The 1,533-nt window shown below is 65.2% G+C and carries 1 protein-coding gene and 1 pseudogene; one reads left to right on the top strand and one right to left on the bottom strand.

Annotation, left to right across the window (positions count from 1 at the left end):
• Positions 1-671, bottom strand: a pseudogene (locus tag WB508_RS04815) (2-isopropylmalate synthase); the annotation flags it as partial.
• 159 nt (positions 672-830) lie between these two features.
• On the opposite strand from WB508_RS04815, the gene WB508_RS04810 reads away from it, so the two are divergent.
• Positions 831-1,533 (top strand): glutathione S-transferase C-terminal domain-containing protein (locus WB508_RS04810; RefSeq protein WP_423843744.1); only part of this gene is annotated, 703 nt, incomplete at its 3' end.

Raw genomic sequence — 1,533 nt, 5'->3', positions numbered from 1 at the left:
GTGGCGGGCAGGTTGATGATCAGTGGCCAGTCCGGTGTCGGATCGATGACGTCGATGACGCGGCTGCAGATCTCGAGCGCGTAGTCCAGCTCGGTGCCGGTGTAGGACTCCGGCGAGTACTCATAGGAGATCTGGGTGTCCTGCGTGTGGATCTCGGCGTACTTCAGGCACAGCCGAGCTCCCTGCGTAGCGATGTCGGTGATGCCGTCCTTGTCCAGACCGAACACGACGCGGCGTTGCAGGGTGGAGGTCGAGTTGTAGAAATGCACGATCGCCTGTTTTGCGCCGACCAGAGACTGGAAGGTGCGGTCGATCAGCGGTTCACGGCACTGCGTCAGCACCTGGATGACGACGTCACCGGGAATGTGATCGCCCTCGATCAGCATGCGCACGAAGTCGAAGTCCGTCTGGCTCGCGCTGGGGAAGCCGACCTCGATCTCCTTGTAGCCCATGCGGACGAGCAGCTGGAACATCGCCAGCTTGCGGGGTGTGGTCATGGGGTCGATCAGAGCCTGGTTGCCATCACGCAGGTCGACGGCGCACCAGCGCGGCGCTTGGGTGATGCTGGCGGCGGGCCACGTGCGGTCCGGCAGCTCGACCGGCACGAACGGCGCGTAACGCCCAATCGGCATGCCGCTGGGCTGCTGGGGCGTGGATGGATAGGTGTGCATCGAAATGTCCTCGGGGGTTCGTCGTTGCTCTGTCTGGCCGGTACGTGACGAACTCCGCGCCGAGGGGTCCGACCTAGGAGAGGACCTCGACGCGGCAGGGAAGGAGCAGGCTGGTCTGCTTCAGGATGCACTGTCGCATGATCAGCCTAGGCTAGCAGCATGGCTGATCACTCGACCCTCGGTTCCTACGTCAACCAGGGCGAGACCTTCGACCGGGACATGAACTACATCCCCGACCGCATCGTGCGAGCAGACACCGAGATCGGCGCGGACATCCGCCGATGGCCGGTCGAAGCCGGCCGCTACCGGCTCGTGGTGGCGAAGGCGTGTCCGTGGGCGAATCGCGCCATCATCGTGCGACGACTGCTGGGTCTGGAGAACGCCATCTCGATCGGATACTGCGGTCCCACCCACGACTCGCGCAGCTGGACATTTGATCTCGACCCCGGCGGGGTGGACCCCGTGCTGGGCATCGAGCGCCTCCAGCAGGCCTACACCGCGCGGTATCCCGACTATCCACGGGGCATCACGGTGCCGGCCATGGTCGAGGTCGCCAGTGGCCAAGTCGTCACCAACGACTTCTCGTGGATCACCCACGACTTCAGCACCGAGTGGACCGAGTTCCATCGCGACGGCGCGCCCGATCTGTGGCCGGCCGATCTGCGCGATGAGATGGAGACGGTGATGCGCCGGGTGTTCACCGAGGTGAACAACGGCGTGTACCGCTGCGGGTTTGCGGGCTCCCAGGAGGCGTACGACGAGGCGTACGACCGGCTCTGGACCGCGATGGACTGGCTCGAGGACCGGCTCACCGATCGCCGGTTCCTGATGGGCGACCAGATCACCGAGGCGGACGTGCGGC

Origin of the sequence: Aeromicrobium sp. (genome assembly GCF_049586495.1) — a bacterium.
GTDB lineage: Bacteria > Actinomycetota > Actinomycetes > Propionibacteriales > Nocardioidaceae > Aeromicrobium.
Note: the sequence above shows the minus strand (reverse complement) of the source record. Positions and strands in the feature narration are given on the sequence as shown.